16 protein-coding genes are annotated in these 16,141 nt (G+C 48.2%); 11 read left to right on the top strand and 5 right to left on the bottom strand.

Features of this window, described 5'->3' with window-relative positions; genetic code table 11:
* Window positions 1-5: 5 nt before the first annotated feature.
* Complete coding sequence (gene coaBC / locus AC2T15_RS10575; RefSeq protein ID WP_286593395.1) at window positions 6-1,214, bottom strand: bifunctional phosphopantothenoylcysteine decarboxylase/phosphopantothenate--cysteine ligase CoaBC; 1,209 nt, start codon at window positions 1,212-1,214, stop codon at window positions 6-8.
* A 114-nt stretch (window positions 1,215-1,328) separates the two neighbouring features.
* On the opposite strand from coaBC, the gene radC reads away from it, so the two are divergent.
* The 3 genes from radC to rpmG all read left to right on the top strand — a co-directional run bounded on the left by radC (window position 1,329) and on the right by rpmG (window position 2,670).
* The gene (gene radC, locus AC2T15_RS10570) at window positions 1,329-2,003 is read left to right on the top strand and encodes a RadC family protein (protein WP_486778250.1); all 675 of its coding nucleotides are present in this window, start codon (window positions 1,329-1,331) and stop codon (window positions 2,001-2,003) included.
* Between the two features lie 264 nt (window positions 2,004-2,267).
* A complete protein-coding gene (gene rpmB, locus AC2T15_RS10565) occupies window positions 2,268-2,504 on the top strand; it encodes a 50S ribosomal protein L28 (RefSeq protein ID WP_053100573.1) in 237 nt (78 codons plus the stop codon).
* Between the two features lie 10 nt (window positions 2,505-2,514).
* Window positions 2,515-2,670 carry a 50S ribosomal protein L33 gene (rpmG, locus tag AC2T15_RS10560; protein WP_053100572.1) on the top strand — a complete coding sequence of 52 codons (156 nt, stop codon included), beginning with the start codon at window positions 2,515-2,517 and terminating at the stop codon, window positions 2,668-2,670.
* An 87-nt stretch (window positions 2,671-2,757) separates the two neighbouring features.
* Here the strand turns inward: rpmG and AC2T15_RS10555 are convergent, their stop codons facing one another.
* Window positions 2,758-3,246 carry a winged helix-turn-helix transcriptional regulator gene (locus tag AC2T15_RS10555; protein WP_053100571.1) on the bottom strand — a complete coding sequence of 163 codons (489 nt, stop codon included), beginning with the start codon at window positions 3,244-3,246 and terminating at the stop codon, window positions 2,758-2,760.
* A gap of 153 nt (window positions 3,247-3,399) precedes the next feature.
* On the opposite strand from AC2T15_RS10555, the gene AC2T15_RS10550 reads away from it, so the two are divergent.
* From AC2T15_RS10550 to sodB, 5 genes are all read left to right on the top strand, one after another.
* On the top strand, window positions 3,400-4,653 hold the full coding sequence (locus tag AC2T15_RS10550) for a D-amino acid dehydrogenase (protein ID WP_486778249.1): 1,254 nt from the start codon (window positions 3,400-3,402) through the stop codon (window positions 4,651-4,653).
* Between the two features lie 24 nt (window positions 4,654-4,677).
* The gene (gene alr, locus AC2T15_RS10545) at window positions 4,678-5,748 is read left to right on the top strand and encodes an alanine racemase (RefSeq protein WP_286593393.1); all 1,071 of its coding nucleotides are present in this window, start codon (window positions 4,678-4,680) and stop codon (window positions 5,746-5,748) included.
* Window positions 5,749-5,895: 147 nt separating this feature from the next.
* The gene (locus AC2T15_RS10540; RefSeq protein WP_053103022.1) at window positions 5,896-6,327 is read left to right on the top strand and encodes a c-type cytochrome; all 432 of its coding nucleotides are present in this window, start codon (window positions 5,896-5,898) and stop codon (window positions 6,325-6,327) included.
* A gap of 70 nt (window positions 6,328-6,397) precedes the next feature.
* Window positions 6,398-7,021: a LysE/ArgO family amino acid transporter gene (locus AC2T15_RS10535; RefSeq protein WP_053104878.1), complete on the top strand. Its 624-nt coding sequence runs from the start codon at window positions 6,398-6,400 to the stop codon at window positions 7,019-7,021.
* A gap of 137 nt (window positions 7,022-7,158) precedes the next feature.
* Complete coding sequence (gene sodB / locus AC2T15_RS10530; RefSeq protein ID WP_286593391.1) at window positions 7,159-7,740, top strand: superoxide dismutase [Fe]; 582 nt, start codon at window positions 7,159-7,161, stop codon at window positions 7,738-7,740.
* A gap of 84 nt (window positions 7,741-7,824) precedes the next feature.
* On the opposite strand, the gene AC2T15_RS10525 is transcribed toward sodB, so the two are convergent.
* Both AC2T15_RS10525 and AC2T15_RS10520 read right to left on the bottom strand, forming a co-directional pair.
* Entirely contained in the window at window positions 7,825-8,703 is an 879-nt protein-coding gene (locus AC2T15_RS10525) for an alpha/beta fold hydrolase (protein ID WP_053100565.1), read from the bottom strand.
* A 6-nt stretch (window positions 8,704-8,709) separates the two neighbouring features.
* Window positions 8,710-9,690 carry a CobW family GTP-binding protein gene (locus AC2T15_RS10520; RefSeq protein ID WP_486778248.1) on the bottom strand — a complete coding sequence of 327 codons (981 nt, stop codon included), beginning with the start codon at window positions 9,688-9,690 and terminating at the stop codon, window positions 8,710-8,712.
* Between the two features lie 108 nt (window positions 9,691-9,798).
* Between AC2T15_RS10520 and AC2T15_RS10515 the strand changes: the two genes are divergently transcribed.
* A complete protein-coding gene (locus tag AC2T15_RS10515; RefSeq protein WP_286593468.1) occupies window positions 9,799-10,158 on the top strand; it encodes an NADH:ubiquinone oxidoreductase in 360 nt (119 codons plus the stop codon).
* 122 nt (window positions 10,159-10,280) lie between these two features.
* A complete protein-coding gene (locus tag AC2T15_RS10510; RefSeq protein ID WP_053100563.1) occupies window positions 10,281-11,750 on the top strand; it encodes a catalase in 1,470 nt (489 codons plus the stop codon).
* 76 nt (window positions 11,751-11,826) lie between these two features.
* Here the strand turns inward: AC2T15_RS10510 and uvrA are convergent, their stop codons facing one another.
* Window positions 11,827-14,646: an excinuclease ABC subunit UvrA gene (gene uvrA, locus AC2T15_RS10505; protein WP_286593387.1), complete on the bottom strand. Its 2,820-nt coding sequence runs from the start codon at window positions 14,644-14,646 to the stop codon at window positions 11,827-11,829.
* Between the two features lie 109 nt (window positions 14,647-14,755).
* On the opposite strand from uvrA, the gene AC2T15_RS10500 reads away from it, so the two are divergent.
* Window positions 14,756-16,141, top strand: a complete 1,386-nt coding sequence (locus tag AC2T15_RS10500; RefSeq protein ID WP_486778247.1) for an MFS transporter — start codon at window positions 14,756-14,758, stop codon at window positions 16,139-16,141.

Below are 16,141 nucleotides of genomic sequence, written 5' to 3'. Positions count from 1 at the left end.
GTGTATTAAGCCTTTGAGCTACGTTGAGCAATAAAATCAATTAATTGGGCAGCAATTTTTTGTTTACTAGCTTGGGCAAAGTGTTGCTGCTGTTGGTTGCGGTCGATAATAGTAATGGCATTCTCATCGCTATTAAAGCCGATGCTTTGATTGGCGACATCATTGGCCACAATTAGATCCAGATTTTTATGTTGTAACTTGCTGCTAGCATAGGCCAGAAGGTTCTCAGTTTCTGCAGCAAAACCCACACAAAAAGGACGATCTGCTCGTTTGGCAATGGTGGCCAGTACATCAGGGTTGCGCACTAGCTCAATTTGCATACCTTCTTCGGCTAGAGGGTCTTTTTTTAGCTTTTGTTCGGCGATGGTTGCTGGGCGATAGTCGGCAACGGCCGCGGCAGCAATAAAAATATCGCAAGGCATGCTTTGCTCGCAAGCATCGAGCATATCGCGGGCGCTTTCTACATTGATCCGCTGTACTCGGTCTGGTGTAGCCAGATGCACAGGGCCGCAGACTAAGGTCACTTTAGCACCCGCTTCCACTGCGGCAGTGGCTAGGGCAAAGCCCATTTTGCCAGAGCTATGGTTAGTAATATAACGCACGGGATCAATGGCTTCGCGGGTAGGACCTGCAGTAATCACGACATGCTTACCCGTGAGAGCTTGCGTTTGAAATGTATCGGCTAAAGCTTGGGCTAAAGCGGCGGGTTCTTCCATGCGCCCTAAACCTAGATCGCCACAGGCTTGCTGACCAGCAGCTGGGCCAAATAATAGATAACCACGTTGGGCTAATAAGGCAATATTGGCTTGGGTCGCGCTATCACGCCACATGGCCTGATTCATGGCTGGCGCTAACGCAATTTTAGCGTCTGTGGCTAAGACCAAGGTGGTGAGTAGATCATTGGCGACACCTTGACTAATACGGGCGATGAGGTCGGCCGTAGCTGGAGCGATTAAGACAATATCTGCCCAGCGTGCAAGTTCAATATGGCCCATGGCTGCTTCAGCAGCAGGATCGAGCAAATCAGTATGCACAGGGTGACCAGACAGGGCTTGCAAAGTCAGTGGGGTAATAAATTCTTGCGCTGCTTGGGTCATTACCACTTGCACGTCTGCGCCCAGATCTTTTAGACGGCGCACCAGTTCAGCACTTTTATAGGCAGCAATGCCTCCACTAATGCCAAGAAGTACGCGTTTATTGTGCAATCGCTGCATAAGCCTGCCTTTTAGTTTTTAGGGAGAGATAAGCAAAGGAATAAAATCACGCTAACATACCATATAGCCCTATTTAGTTCAGCCGCAGCGGATGCATCCATAGGAGAAATAAGGATGAGTATTAAACATTGGCCGGTCGCTGAGCGACCTCGGGAAAAACTACTCACATTAGGCCCTGCAGCACTGACAGATGCTGAGTTATTAGCCATTTTTCTGCGTACGGGTGTTAAGGGAATGGATGCGGTAGAGCTGGCGCGCTACTTATTGCATGAGTTTGGTGGGTTGCGGCAATTACTAGAGTCTGAACTAGCAGAGTTTACTGATCATCTAGGCTTGGGACCTGCTAAGTATGTGCAGTTACAGGCAGTATTGGAGATGGGGCGGCGCCATCTACAAGCAACAATTCAGCGGGCCTCGGCCTTAGAAAGCCCACAAGCGGTGCGTGACTTTTTAAAAGCCAAGTTACGACATGAGCCCCATGAGGTATTTGCCTGTTTGTTTTTAGATGCCAAGCATCGCGTTTTAGCTTTTGAACCATTATTTTATGGCACCATTGACAGTGCCAGCGTTTACCCAAGACAGGTCGTCAAACGTGCTTTAGCAAACAACGCAGCGGCGCTGATTTTGACTCATAATCACCCTTCGGGTGTCTCAGAGCCTAGTCAGGCGGATAAGATACTGACTGAGCGTTTAACTGAAGCGCTTGCTTTAATTGATGTGCGCGTGCTGGATCATTTTATCGTTGGTGAGGGAGAACCGCTATCAATGGTTGAAAATGGCTGGATGTAAGTTACAATACGCGTTTACAAAAAATCGTGAGTTGAAGAGTCTTGGTTGCGAAAACAGCTGTTTTCTGCTATAAAGCGTGACTCTTTTTCGGGTGGCTCTGCTATTAGCCTTGGTTAAATAGCCAGAATAAACCCAACGAGATGGGCGTAAACGCCTGCATAGCATAGAAAAACTCTTTGTTTTTCAGCTACTTGCTAACTAAATTTTTGAGTTTAAGCAGCCAACCCATGCCGGGTTGGGCATGTGGTTTCAGAGGGCTGAGGCATGGCAAAAGTATGTCAAGTAACTGGTAAGGGTCCAGTTACTGGGAACAAAGTTTCCCACGCAAATAACAAAACCCGTCGTCGTTTCTTACCAAACTTGCAGTACCATCGTTTCTGGGTTGAGTCCGAGAAGCGCTTTGTACGCTTACGTGTATCAGCTAAAGGTATGCGCGTAATTGATAAGCGTGGTATTGATGCAGTATTGGGCGAGCTACGTGCTCGTGGCCTAAAGGTTTAAGGAGAACATCATGCGTGATTTAATCCGTTTAGTGTCTAGCGCTGGTACAGGCCACTTCTACACTACAGACAAAAACAAGCGTACCACTCCTGATAAGATCGAAATCAAAAAATACGATCCAGTTGTGCGTAAGCATGTGATCTATAAAGAAGGCAAAATCAAGTAATTGATGCGTCTTTGAGAAAACCCGCCATTGGCGGGTTTTTTTATGGCTTTAAATTAACGCAGCAGCCTTGGGCGTGGCCGATTCCGTTTATTCCGGAATCGGAAGAATTAAGCTTTCTTTGACTTCTTCCATCACGATATAGCTTTTAGATTCACGCACATTAGGTAGTTTGAGCAAAATATCGCCTAGCAATTTGCGGTACGAAGCCATCTCGCAGATACGCGCTTTAATCAGGTAATCAAAGTGGCCTGAGACTAGGTGGCACTCTAAAACATGGGGCAGCTTCAAAGCGGCTTGGCGAAAGGCTTCAAAAATATCGCCCGATTTATAGTCAAGGCTGATTTCGACAAAGACTAATAGACCTGCATTGAGCAATTGTGGGTTTAGCCGGGCATGGTATCCAGTAATATAGCCTTCACGCTCTAAGCGGCGGACCCGTTCGGTACAGGGCGTGGTGGAGAGACCAACGCGCTCGCCTAACTCGGTAAAAGAGATGCGTCCCTCTTCTTGCAGGATGCGTAAAATGCAGTGATCAATCTTATCCAATTGACGTTTAGTAGTCTGAGCTGCTTGCAAGGAGAATCTCCTAGAGAAATAGTGATTATTCCCGATAGAACCGCCGTAAAAGGCTTTAATTATAGTGAAAAGCACTAGAAAAAAGCTTTTATACTAATGAAAGGTAAAGACTGCAAGCAGATGCGACAATAAAGTCAACGAGTGAGGTGAATAATGCGGGTTCTAGTCTTAGGTGGTGGAGTCATTGGCGTAACAACAGCCTACTATTTGGCAAAGCAAGGCTGCGCTGTGACGGTGCTTGAGCGCCAAGCCACGACGGCCGAGGAAACCAGCTTTGGTAATGCGGGGCAAATTTCTCCTGGTTACGCCTCACCTTGGGCGGCGCCCCATGTGCCTTTAGCGGCGATTAAGTGGATGCTACAGCAACATGCGCCCTTGACTATTAAACTCACGAAAGATCCTGCACAGTATTTGTGGATGGCGAAAATGCTGCGTCAGTGCACTGCAGGCCGCTACCAAATTAATAAAGCACGGATGGTGCGCTTGGCGGAATACAGTCGAGATTGCTTAGATGAACTGCGTAGTGAGCTTGGGCTGGCTTATGAAGGTCGTCAGCTGGGCGGCATGCAATTATTTCGCAGCCAGCAGCAACTGGACGCGGCGGCGGCAGATATTCGGATCTTGCAGCAGTTTGGCGTGCCGTATCAGCTACTAAGCCCAGAACAAATTCTGCAGTATGAGCCAGGTCTGGCGCAGTCAGTGACCAAACTATCGGGCGCGTTGCGTTTGCCCAATGATCAAACCGGCGACTGTAACTTGTTCACCAAACAGCTCACAGAGCGTGCTCGCGAGCTCGGTGTGGAGTTTAAGTTTGGGCAACAGGTTGAACGCTTACACACAGAGGGTCAGCAAGTAACCGGTGTGTCGGTTAATGGCCAATTGCTAACCGCTGATCGTTATGTGGTGGCGTTAGGTAGTTACTCACCCTTATTGCTTAAACCTTTGGGAATTCAACTGCCCGTATATCCATTGAAAGGCTACTCCTTAACCTTGCCAATCGTGCAGCCAGCGCAAGCGCCTGAAGCGACGGTGATTGATGAAACCTATAAAGTAGCAATTACGCGTTTTGAGCAGCGGATTCGGGTCGGCGGTTTTGCTGAGTTATCGGGGTATAATTTAGCGTTAAATCCTGAGCGTAAAGCCTCAATGAGTTGGGTAGTCAATGATCTTTACCCAGGTGCTGGTGATTTACAACAAGCGCTATTTTGGACCGGTTTGCGCCCAGCAACCCCGGACGGCACGCCAGTGATTGGCGCTACACCCTATACAAATCTGTTGCTCAATACCGGGCATGGCACGCTCGGTTGGACTATGGCCTGTGGTTCTGCCCATTATTTAGCCGATTTAATGGCAAATCGCGCTCCGGCCATTGATACTGAAGGCCTCTCTATTTTTCGTTATCGTTAATTCCTAGTGAAGGATCTTAAAACCATGCGTCCAGCACGCGCAGTTATTGATTTATCCGCCTTAGTGCATAACGCACGGGTGGCACGTCAGCATTCGCCAGAACAGATGATGGCGGTGGTAAAAGCCGATGCCTATGGGCATGGCTTAATTCCCTGCGCCACAGCGTTACAAGATGAAGTGGATGCGTTTGCGGTAGCCTTTACTGAAGAGGCCGCGCGATTAATTGAAGCGGGTCTAACCCGTAAGCCCATCGTGTTGCTGGAGGGCTTTTTAGATGCGGCTGAATTGCCTTTTATTGCTGAGCAGCAACTGGTGTGTGTGGTGCACTCGGCGTGGCAAATTGCAGCCTTAGCGCGTTTATCTAGTCAGCAGCCTGTAGCCGTTTGGTTGAAAGTGGATACAGGAATGCATCGTTTAGGTTTTCAGCCTGAGCAAGTGTTAGCGGTTTGGCAACAACTAGCCGCCTTGCCGCAGGTGCGATTATTGGGATTAAGCACACACTTTGCTCGAGCTGATGAGCCTGAGTGTCCAGTCACCTTGCAGCAACTGCAGGCGATTTTAGCGCTACAAAAGCAACTTAACACCTCGTTAAGTTTGGCTAACTCAGCAGCTTTGTTAAGTACTTCAGCGGCGGCAGGTAACTGGACGCGCCCTGGCATCATGCTGTATGGAGCTAATCCTTTTCCAAGTGCTAATCGATTAACTGAGTCCTTAGAGCCTGTGATGACCCTGGAATCTAAAATTATTGGCGTGCAAACCTTAGCAGCCGGGCAGGCAGTTGGTTATGGTGGGCATTATGTAACCTCAGCGCCTACTCGACTAGGGATTGTCGCTATGGGCTATGCGGATGGCTATCCGCGGCAAGCTAAAAATGGAACGCCAGTTACGGTTGATGGGCAGCCTGCGCAATTAGTTGGGCGAGTGGCAATGGATATGTTAACCGTTGATATTACGCATTTGCCTGAGGCGGGCATTGGTAGTCGAGTAGAGTTATGGGGTAAACAGGTCAGTGTCGACACGGTAGCGCAACAGGCCGACACCATCGGTTATCAATTGCTGTGCAATCTAAAGCGGGTGCCACTCAGTTATTGCTAAATCAATGAGTTATTCGCTTGTGGTTGCAACCAATTAACTAATAAACCACGACTTTAGCTGTTTCCGATTGGCTTGCTAGTGGCTATACTATGGCCCGCTCGCGTTGACCGTGGCCGCGAGAGTGAAAAGCCACAAAGAGGGTGTACTGTGAACTTATTGAAAAAATTACTCGTAGCAAACGTTGCTGCTTTATCTCTGTGGGCTGTGAGTGCTCAAGCGACCACTGATGAAGCAGTAGCTGATCGTATTAAGCCAGTAGGTGAAGTCTGCTTAAAAGGTGATGAGTGTGAGCAAGCACTTGTTGCTGCAGGTGGTGCACCGGCAGCTGGTGCAGCCGGCCGTAGTGCAGACGATATTATTGCCAAACACTGTAATGCTTGCCATGGTGCAGGTATTTTAGGTGCGCCAAAAATTGGTGAAACGGCTGCTTGGCAAGAGCGTGCAGATGCACAGGGCGGTTTAGATGCGTTATTACAAACCTCAATTAAAGGGTTAAACGCTATGCCACCGATGGGTACCTGTAATGATTGCTCTGAAGACGAAATGATGTCTGCGATCAAGAAGATGTCTGGTCTGTAAGAGACAGCGCTATCAGTAAAGCCGCCTGTTTGGGCGGCTTTTTTGTTTACGTTTTAAAGATGAGAACAACATGCAACAAAGCCTGATGAATGGCGTTTTAGTTACCCTTGGTTTGATTATGGCGATAGGTACACAAAATGCCTTTGTTTTATCCCAAGCCTTAAGGCGCGAGCATCATCTAGTGATTGCCTTGGTTTGCGTGCTCTGTGATGTGGTGTTAATTAGCTTAGGCGTATTTGGGCTAGCGCAAATTTTTGCAACGCATCCAATATTATTGGCCGTGGCGCGCTGGGGTGGCGTGCTATTTTTAGGCTGGTACGGTTTGCAGGCATTAATGCGGGCATTGCGTCAGCAAAGTTTAGAGCAGCAGCAAGCCAGAGCGCCAAAGTCACTAAAAGTAGCTTTGCTAACCACCTTAGCTGTGACCTTGCTTAATCCCCATGTGTATCTAGATACCGTTCTCTTGATTGGTGCCTTAGGTGCGCAGCAGCCATCACCAATAGGCTATATTCTAGGTGCTACCTTAGCCTCGGGCCTATGGTTTTTCAGCTTGGCCTTATTAGCAGCTAAGTTAGCTCCTTGGTTAGCACGGCCTGCCACGTGGCGCGTGATTGACTTTATTGTCGCGCTGATGATGTTTGCTGTAGCGGCGCAGTTGATTTGGGGAGCTGGGTTAGAAGTAGCAAGTCTATGAGCAAAATAGCCACATCAATCAATCTAGTGGTATGATGAAAACTCAACGGCAAGCTCGAATCAGCAAGCCCTGACTTGCTGACGCTATAAGTAAGTTTGCCTTATTTGCCTTGTCCTGATGAAAAACTGGAGAGAATCATGGCTTTTGAATTACCAGCACTTCCTTATGCAAAAGACGCGCTTGAGCCTCATATTTCTGCGGAAACTTTAGATTATCACTACAGCAAACACCACAATACCTATGTGGTTAACCTAAATAACTTACTGCCAGGCAGTGGTTTTGAAGGTAAGAGCCTAGAAGAAATTGTTAAAACTTCAAGCGGCGGTATCTTCAATAACGCAGCTCAGGTTTGGAACCACACCTTCTACTGGAACTGCTTAGCGCCGAACGGTGGTGGTGAGCCAACGGGTGAATTAGCAGAAGCAATCAACCAGTCATTTGGTTCGTTTGAAAAATTCAAAGAAGAGTTCACTAAAAATGCCATCGGTACCTTTGGTTCAGGTTGGGGTTGGTTAGTGAAAAAAGCTGATGGTTCTTTAGCCTTAGCGAGCACCTCAAACGCAGGTTGCCCACTAACAACTGAAGATAAGCCACTGCTGACCTGTGATGTGTGGGAGCACGCTTACTACATTGATTACCGCAACTCACGTCCTAACTATCTAGAAGCGTTCTGGAACTTAGTTAACTGGGATTTTGTAGCGAAAAACTTAGCAGAATAAGAGACTTCAATGTTACTTAGTTAGCTAAAGTTTAGTTGCTGATTAAAACCGATTTAGTTTCGACTAAATCGGTTTTTTTATAACTTAAGAGCAGCTTGGTATGAAATATTGTCTAATCAGTTCAGCTGTATGAGCTGGGTTCTGTTGCATAAAGCAGTGATCCCCTGGTACTTGTTGATAGCTGATGCAAGGATTAAGTTTGCTCCAGCGCTTAATTGATTGCTCGACAAAGGGAAAGGTCTGCTCAGCGTAGAGCACCTTAACGGGTGTTTGTACTCGCTTTAGTGAGCGCCACAAGTTACGGGGAAATGAGGCGAAAAAGTCAGCCTCACGTTGTGGACGACATTTAAGCGTTACTCCGCCTTGTACTTCATGTAAGCCATGATTGACATAAGACCAGAGCGCCTCATCACGCCAGCTTTTAAAAGCGCCTCGTGTTCTAAGGCCAGCAAAAGCCGCCTGCCGATTAGGCCAACTATCACGGCGCTGCCGTGCTCGTTTGGCCATTTCATGTTTCTCTGATAAGCCGAGCCAACGCATGCCATGCATGGCTAAGATCATATTGGGGGTAAAAAATACCGGATCAAGTAATACCGCTTGCTTAAACAGTTGAGGCTGTGCTGCCATGATTAAGCTACTTAATACGCCGCCTAGGCTATGGCCTACTGCATAAACGGGCTGATTAGGTGCAGGGTTGAGTGCGGTAAATGCCTCGGTTACGAGTTCGGCATTTTTATTCCAGCCCAAAAATTTAGCGCCACTTTCGCTGTCGCCATGGCCTTGTACATCGCATAACCACAAGTCAAATTGCTGGCTTAAAAGCTCTAGCATGGGGGTATAGGTCAGCCCACAAAAACCATTCCCATGTAAAAAGTGTAAGAGCGGCTTGCCACTGGGCTCGCTACGCCAACCCCGTAGTTTAAAGCCTGCCGAGCATTGATATTCCCAAGGTATTAGGTGCATGGTGGGTTATTCCTTAGCCGTTGGCGGTACAAGGCAAGCGGTTAAATACTGAGTGAGGGTATCACTGGCTTGGGCTTGGTCAAAAATTAATTCGATGCGCGAGTCTTCTTGCCAAGCGCTGCTTTGCCAATGCAGCGGCTGTTGTGTAGTGGCATTAGCTGATAACCAGCCAGCATTGGTATGCACCACTACTTTAGCCCGAATAAAAGGTAGATGCTGGATCAGCAGCTGTAAGCGCATTAAGTCAAACTGCTGAGATCTGTGCCATTTCCAGCCAATGCTCCACGCCTCTGCTTGGGCCTGAATCGAGCAAATAGGCTGCTTGGGATCGAGCCAAACCTCACCCACAACAGCTGTTGTAACATTGGGCAGATTGTCTAGGTTAGCAAGAGTTGCAGTATGCTCAATACCTGGCAGCTGTTCCAGCTTGAGCTGACCTTGAGTGGTAAATAGCACGTTGAGCGGAGCAAACCGCTGTTTAATGGTTGCTTGCTCAGTTGCATTTAACTGCTCGGCTTTATTAACCAGTAGCAACTTTGCTTTTTCTAATAAGCTGCGCTGAGCATCAGCTAGCGTTGCCGGGCTAAGTGTGGCCTCCGCGGCAGCAATAATTACTGTTGGTTGTAAGCTCAGCACTTCATTCCAAGGCGCTTCTTGTAGTTGGCGATACAGTTGTGGCTGATGCCCAAGTCCAGAAGGCTCAATAAATAAGCGAGTGGGCTTGGCTTGTTTTAACAGGCGAGTTAATGCCACTTGAAAAGGTGCTCCGTTTACGCAGCACACACAGCCACCCGCGACCTCGCTGAGCGTAATCTCGCTATCATCAGAACTTAATAATGCTTGATCTAAACCAATTTGCCCAAACTCATTAATTAGCACTGCCCAGCGTTCGTGCTCAGGCCGTTGTTTGAGTAAATGAATCAGCGTTGTGGTCTTACCAACGCCCAGTGCGCCAGTAATTAAATGCGTGGGAATATGTTTTAGCATAGGATGTACAGTTAAGCGGTAAAATGAGTAGCATGGTGGCTGTGTTTTGCTGAGGTGGCAAGTGCTACTATTTAGATCTTAACTGTTTGCTTAGGGAATTTTTGCATGATGCGTGTGTGGATGGCGATAGCCACTGTTTTAGCTTTTTTGCCCGCTTTAGCTTGGCCACAGGCTTGTATTATTCAGGCTCAAGATGCTCATGTTGAGGTGAAAGTTTGTCAGCAAAATCGCAATATTCCTAAACAGCTATTTGAAGAAGGGTTTTGTGCGCCACAGCTGCAAGAGCAGGAGGTTAAGGTAACCCTTACTGCGTTGTGTCCGACAGGTGCCTTTGGGGTATGTCGAGGTGCTAAAGTGCAGGGCGTGGCCTATCAACAAGATGTGCATTATTACGGAGTTGCCAGTGATGCTGCCTATTTAAAACCGGCGTGTGAGCAACAAAGCTCAGGTGTGTGGGTTGATTTATAGTCGAGCGCAGCAAAGGCAGGTGATTAGTTTAAGCTATAAGGTTATTGATTTTAATTGATTGGAGCTATGTAGGTTGTGGCACTAGTCTAAAGGCGTTCTTAAATCATTAGGAGAGCAGTAATATGACCACCACTAAGAAACCCCAACTCACCAGTATTTCTGGTGCACCGGTTGCCAACAACCAGGACAGTTTAACGGCAGGTCCACGTGGGCCCATGTTGCTGCAGGATGTATGGTTTTTAGAAAAGTTGGCACACTTTGATCGCGAAGTGATCCCAGAGCGCCGCATGCATGCGAAAGGTTCTGGTGCATTTGGCCAGTTCACCGTAACCCACGACATTAGCCAATACACTAAAGCCGCATTATTTTCTGAGATTGGTAAACAAACTGAAATGTTTGTGCGTTTCTCAACCGTGGCAGGAGAGCGAGGCGCTGCAGACGCTGAGCGCGACATTCGCGGGTTTGCCATGCGTTTTTATACCGAGCAAGGTAACTGGGATTTAGTCGGCAACAACACCCCTGTATTCTTCTTCCGTGATCCGCTGAAGTTTCCCGATTTAAACCACGCGGTAAAACGTGATCCACGCACCAATATGCGTAGCCCGACCAATAACTGGGATTTCTGGACTGGTTTACCTGAGGCCTTGCACCAAGTGACTATTGTGATGAGTGATCGCGGAATTCCTGCTTCGTATCGTCATATGCATGGTTTTGGCTCCCATACCTTTAGCTTTATTAACGCCGATAATGAGCGCTACTGGGTGAAATTCCACCTACGTACCCAGCAAGGGATTAAAAACCTGACCGATCAAGAAGCTGCCGAGTTAGTGGGGCAAGATCGAGAAAGCTCACAGCGCGATCTATATGAAGCGATTGAGCGTGGTGATTATCCGCGTTGGACGATGTTTGTGCAGATCATGCCCGAAGCTGATGCAGAAAAAGTCCCGTATCATCCGTTTGATCTGACTAAGGTTTGGCCAAAAGGCGATTATCCGCTGATTGAAGTGGGCTATTTTGAGCTAAATCGTAATCCTGAAAACTATTTTGCTGATGTTGAGCAAGCAGCATTTAACCCGGCGCACATTGTGCCCGGTATTGGCTTTTCACCCGACCGTATGCTGCAAGGACGTTTGTTCTCTTATGGCGATGCCCAGCGTTATCGGTTAGGCGTGAACCATGCGCAAATTCCGGTTAACACACCACGTTGCCCATACCATAGTTTTCACCGTGACGGCGCGATGCGTGTAGATGGCAACCAAGGCAGTCGTTTGCATTACGAGCCAAATAGCTATGGCGAGTGGCAGCAGCAGCCAGATTTTTCTGAGCCGCCGTTAGCGATTGGCGATATGGCCGATCGTTTTGATTACTGGGAAACCGAGCCAGATTACTTTACTCAACCAGGTAATTTGTTCCGCTTAATGAGCCAAGAGCAACAACAAGTGTTGTTTGAAAACACGGCACGCAATATGCAGGGTGTACCAGAGGCAATTAAAATGAAACATATTTGCCACTGTATGCAGGCAGATCCTGCTTATGGTCAGGGTGTGGCCAAAGCCATGGGCATTGATCTAAGCGCCCATCAGCCAAAATAATCGGCGGATGAGGCGTTAAAAAATGCCGATGGATAATTACCATCGGCATTTTTTGTGGTTGGCAATAACTGCTGGGTTACAGCAGGGGTTTCAAGAAACGACCGGTATGCGAAACAGGGTTGGCGGCAACCGTTTCTGGGGTACCGGTGGCGATGATTTGTCCCCCTCTAAAGCCACCTTCAGGGCCTAAGTCTACTAACCAGTCGGCGGTTTTAATCACATCTAGGTTGTGTTCAATCACTACCACGGTATTGCCACGGTCACGCAAGCGATGCAGTACATCCAGTAGTTGCTGAATATCTGCAAAGTGCAGGCCAGTAGTAGGTTCATCAAGGATATATAGGGTTTTTCCCGTATCACGCTTAGAGAGCTCACGGGATAATTTCACCCGCTGCGCTTCACCGCCTGACAGTGTAGTAGCACTTTGGCCTAAGCGAATATAGGACAAGCCTACATCGATCAGGGTTTGTAACTTACGAGCAAGAGCTGGTACGGCATCGAAGAATTCTCTGGCTTCTTCAATGGTCATGTTTAGCACTTCGTCGATGGTTTTGCCTTTGTAGCGAATATCTAAGGTTTCGCGGTTATAGCGTTTACCTTTACATACATCACAGGGCACATAAATATCGGGTAAGAAGTGCATTTCAACTTTAATCACTCCATCGCCCTGACAGGCTTCACAGCGTCCCCCTTTGACGTTAAACGAGAAACGCCCTGGCGTATAACCGCGCGCTCGGGACTCAGGCACTCCGGCGAACAGTTCACGCACTGGCGTAAAGATACCGGTGTAGGTGGCAGGGTTAGAGCGTGGCGTACGGCCAATCGGGCTTTGGTCAATATCCACCACTTTATCCAGCAACTCTAAGCCCGTAAATTCAGCATAGGGCGCCACTTCTAAGGTGGTTGCGCCGTTCAGGGCGGTTGCGGTAATTGGATACAGAGTATTATTAATCAAGGTTGATTTACCCGAGCCAGAGACACCCGTAATACAGGTGAGTAACCCGACTGGGATTTCTAAATCAACGTTTTGTAGGTTGTTACCGCTGGCTCCGGATAGTTTGAGCAGTTTTTTGGGATCAACGGGGGTGCGTTGTTCTGGGTAAGTGATTTGTTTTTTGCCAGATAAGTATTGGCCAGTCAGTGATTGGGGGTTATCCATCACTTGCTGGGGCGTACCTTCAGCCACAATATTGCCGCCATGTACGCCTGCACCTGGGCCAATATCCACCACGTAATCGGCCAAACGAATGGCATCTTCGTCGTGTTCGACCACAATCACGGTATTGCCCAGGTTGCGTAAATGAATCAAGGTTTCTAGTAGGCGTTCGTTATCACGCTGGTGCAAACCAATGGAAGGCTCGTCTAGTACGTACATAACACCAACCAAACCTGCACCAATTTGGCTGGCTAAGCGAATCCGCTGCGCTTCACCGCCAGAAAGGGTGTCGGCACTGCGATCTAGGGTCAGATAATCCAGTCCCACATTGACTAAGAACTGCAAGCGGGCGCAGATTTCTTTAAGAATTTTATCAGCGATTTCACCGCGCCGCCCCGGCAGCGTGAGTTGACTAAAGTATTCACAGGCATCGCCTACCGGCATCCGAGTGATTTCGGGTAAGGTTTTTTCCCCGACCCACACATTGCGCGCGGCTTCTTGTAGGCGTGAACCTTTACACGAAGGACAAGCTTGGGTGCTGAGGTATTTGGCTAAGTCTTCGCGAACACTGTTGGATTCGGTTTCGTGATAGCGCCGCTCAAGATTGGGCACAATTCCTTCAAAGGGGTGTGAGCGTTTAACGGTATCGCCCCGATCATTGAGGTAGAGAAAGTTGATCGACTCTTCGCCGGTGCCATGCAAAATCAGTTGCTGCACCGTATCGTTTAATTGGCCAAAGGGCGTATCTAAATCAAAGTGATAGTGATTGGCTAATGAGCGTAGCATCTGAAAATAATAGGCATTGCGGCGATCCCAACCGCGAATCGCACCCTCACCTAAGGTGAGCTCAGGATTAACTAAGCGCTTAATATCAAAAAACTGCTTGACCCCTAAGCCATCGCAGCTTGGGCAGGCGCCGGCTGGGTTATTAAACGAAAACAGTTTGGGTTCTAGTTCGCTAATCGAGTAGCCACAGTGCGGGCAAGCAAAGCGAGCAGAGAACACCATATCGGTGGCTTGCTCATCGTCCATTGAAGCAATTAAGGCTAAGCCGTCGGTTAGATTAATCGCTGTTTCAAAGGATTCGGCTAAGCGTTGCTGCATATCAGCGCGTACTTTAAAGCGATCAATTACTACTTCAATGCTGTGTTTTTTCTGCTTGTCTAGCGCTGGAACGTCATCTAACTCATACAGCACCTTATCAATGCGGGCACGGACGAAGCCTTGGGCGCGTAAGGTTTCCAGTACGGCTAAGTGTTCACCTTTACGCTCACGAATCAGCGGCGCTAACAGCATTAATTTACTGCCCTCGGGCAGTGCCATTACTTGGTCGACCATCTGGCTAACGGTTTGAGCTTCTAACGGTGCGCCGTGGGTGGGGCAATGGGGAACACCGGCCCGGGCATAGAGTAAGCGCAGGTAATCGTAAATCTCAGTAATAGTACCGACGGTGGAGCGCGGGTTATGTGAAGTGGATTTTTGCTCAATTGAAATAGCCGGCGATAATCCTTCAATTGTGTCGACATCGGGCTTTTCCATCATCGATAAAAATTGCCGAGCATAGGCCGACAATGACTCGACATAACGGCGCTGACCTTCGGCATATAAGGTATCGAAGGCTAACGAGGATTTTCCCGAACCCGATAAGCCCGTGATGACAATTAATTTGTCGCGGGGAAGGGTTAGATCAACATTTTTCAGGTTGTGGGTACGAGCCCCACGGATCAAAATCTCATTCACAATAGTGCCTCGCGCGGCGGGCTAAAAAGCATTCATTATACGGTTTTTGTCAAGGCTGCGACAAAGGCGCAGCCCTGCTAGAATCAGCCGTGATTTTTTAGGGGGCAGCATGCGTAATAATAACGACGATAAAATGAACCAGCAGGAATGGCGTGCAGCAGGAAGCTTATCTCTGGTGTATGCCTTTCGAATGCTGGGAATGTTCATGGTGTTGCCAGTTCTGGCAACCTACGGCACAGACTTAGCCAACGCCACACCCTTATTAATTGGCGTGGCTATAGGAGCATATGGGCTCACCCAGGCCTTTTTACAAGTACCCTTTGGCATTGCCTCTGATCGTTTAGGGCGTTTTCCGGTGATTTACTTTGGGCTGGTGTTGTTTGCCTTAGGCAGCGCTTTAGCGGCAGTGTCAGACAGTATTTACGGGGTAATTGCAGGCAGAGTGTTGCAGGGCGCTGGGGCTATTTCTGCCGCGGTGATGGCCTTGTTATCGGATTTAACCCGTGAGCAACATCGCACTAAAGTAATGGGCGTGATCGGCGTGAGTATTGGCTTTTCCTTTGCAGTGGCGATGGTGATTGGCCCGTTCATTACCGGTTGGATGGGGCTAGCGGGTTTATTCTGGTTTACCGCGCTGATGGCGATACTGGGCATCGTGCTAATCAAATCTTTAGTGCCTCGACCTAAGCGTCAGCTGATGAGTCGTGAGTCGGGGGTGACGCTCAGTCAGTTAAAACAAGTAGTGTCCAATCCTGAACTGTTGCGCATGAATCTGGGGATTTTTGTCCTGCATGCCGTGTTAATGGCCAGTTTTATTGCTTTACCGTTAAGTCTGCAATCGATTGGGGCACTGCCCAAAGAGCAGCATTGGTGGGTGTATTTAATTGCCATGAGCATTGGCTTTTTCGGTATGATTCCTTTTATCATTTACAGTGAAAAACAACGAAAAATGAAGCGCACGCTACAAGGGGCGATTTTATTTTTGCTGTTAGCTGAACTGTACTTTTTAACCGTTGCCCATAATCTAGCCTTATTAATTGGCGGCATTATTGTGTTTTTTACCGCATTTAATTTGCTTGAGGCTTCGATGCCTTCTTTAATTAGTAAGATCGCGCCCGCCAGCAATAAGGGTACCGCTATGGGCGTGTACTCAACTACGCAGTTTTTAGGCGCAGCTTTGGGTGGAATTTTAGGTGGTTGGTTATTTAGTGTGGGAGAAGGAACTGCGGTGTTTGCCGGTTGTGCGGTACTGCTAGCCATTTGGTGGATTAGCGCTTGGTTTATGCAAGAGCCGCCCTATGTCACCAGCACCCGCATGACAATTCAGCCAGACGCCGTTACCCAAACAGAGTGGCTGGCGCGCATTACAGCACAAGAAGGGGTCGGTGAAGCTGTTATAGTGGCAGAAGAAGCGGCAGTTTATATTAAGTTTGATGCCAAAGTTATTAATCGAACACAATTAGAAAGCCTCGTACCTGTGGCTTTCTCAGAGTAA

It is taken from the genome of Thiopseudomonas sp. SA1F2-1K, from assembly GCF_057443035.1.
This window is presented reverse-complemented; position numbering and strand designations above follow the sequence as displayed.